The following is a 1,403-nucleotide window of genomic DNA, read 5'->3' on the forward strand; positions in this document are numbered from 1 at the left end:
CCAACGACCGGTCAGCAACCCGCGATCAGCGAGATCCCGCACCAGATCCGGATACGTCGGTGCCTGCGGTGCCCCGCTCATGACTGCGGCACGAACTGGGGCCGACTGCCGTCCGGAGACGGCTTCGGCTCCTGCGGCGGAGTCCACGGCTTGTCCGACGGCTGCCCGCCATGCTTCCCCGCCTCAACCGGAACCTGGGTGCTGGTCATCGTCCATCTCCTCTGATCGATACGACTGATTGGTTGACATGACGGTCAGCCGACAGGGTGGAAGCCATCCGGCCTTGCGGCCGTCCCGGCAGGCTCGCATCTCCATCGGCATCAGTGGCTCCCCGAAGCATGGTCGCGGATCTTCGTGGGGTGGTCGGCGGCCTGCCAGATCTCCCCGGCCGTGAACGGGTGTGACAGGAGAGCCTGGTCAAGCTCTGCAATGACGCTAGGGACCGTCGGCTCCGGAACTCCACTTCCTTGCATGAGTTTGCGCACGAATTGCCTTCACGTGATGCGGTGTTGATGCATCAGCGCAGGTGGGTATGGCTCACGCAAGTCTGAGCAAACCCTCGGAGCCGGGAGGCTGGCATGTCCGTAGAGTTCGTGGGGATCGACCCCAACACCGACCGCGACCACTGCCCGACCGTGTGGGCCGACGCAGAGGCGCAGGAAGTCCTCTTCCAGGGCTGGAAGCCTGACGCGGAGACCCACGCCCAGTGCGAGGCGACCAGTCCGGCGAACGGCTCGGTGCCGGACACGGAAGCGATCATCCGGATTCCGGCCCGGATGATCCCGATGATCAGGGAGGCTTGTGATGCCGTCGAGCGCGCCCAGCTTCGGTGAACTGCTGGGCAAGTGCCAGCGGTCCGCCGTGCACCTGGAGATGCGCGACTTCTACGCGCCCACGGAACGTTTCGAGGCGTGGCAGCGAGGAGAGCGCATCAACTGGACGGACAGGGGCTCTTGGTGGCATCCGTACGATCAACTGATCTCAGACACTGTGGCCCGTGGAGTCACCATCAGGCGGGCTCGGATCGTTTCGGAGCCGGTGAGCGAGTACATCCGCTGGGAGCACTACGTCACCCTCGCCAACGTGACAGCAGGCGAACAGGTCCGATGGTTGCCCAGAAAGTTGGCGACCGGCATTGCGCTGCCGGGAAACGACTTCTGGCTGTTCGACGGCACCTTGTTGCGGGTTCACCACTTCTCGGGTGACGGTGCCGTGGTGGAGGACGAGATCACGGACGAGCCGGCGGTTGCGGACCTGTGCCGCTCAGCATTCGAACGTGTCTGGCAACTCGCCATCCCGCACGAAGATTTCACGATCTGACAGAACGGCCGGTTCGTTGCCCCAACACCCGTCCCCCAGCGTCCAGAAGGCGCGCGAGGCTCTAGCTGCCCGCCTCCGGGAAC

Annotated in this window: 2 protein-coding genes; both read left to right on the plus strand. The window is 64.8% G+C overall.

Annotation, left to right across the window (positions count from 1 at the left end):
* Nucleotides 1–578 precede the first annotated feature (578 nt).
* Entirely contained in the window at nucleotides 579–833 is a 255-nt protein-coding gene (locus ACFCZN_RS21345; protein ID WP_032782589.1) for a hypothetical protein, read from the plus strand.
* Entirely contained in the window at nucleotides 805–1,320 is a 516-nt protein-coding gene (locus ACFCZN_RS21350; protein ID WP_430558100.1) for a DUF6879 family protein, read from the plus strand. Before ACFCZN_RS21345 ends, ACFCZN_RS21350 begins: the two co-directional genes overlap by 29 nt.
* The last annotated feature ends 83 nt before the right edge of the window (nucleotides 1,321–1,403 follow it).

The sequence above is a fragment of the Isoptericola sp. NPDC056134 genome (genome assembly GCF_042264825.1).
GTDB classification, from domain to species: domain Bacteria; phylum Actinomycetota; class Actinomycetes; order Actinomycetales; family Cellulomonadaceae; genus Isoptericola; species Isoptericola nanjingensis.

What these genes read in the sequence shown, in the direction of transcription:
- ACFCZN_RS21345 (WP_032782589.1), top strand. Translation starts at nt 579, where the DNA reads ATGTCCGTAGAGTTCGTGGGGATCGACCCCAACACCGACCGCGACCAC.
- ACFCZN_RS21350 (WP_430558100.1), top strand. Translation starts at nt 805, where the DNA reads ATGCCGTCGAGCGCGCCCAGCTTCGGTGAACTGCTGGGCAAGTGCCAG.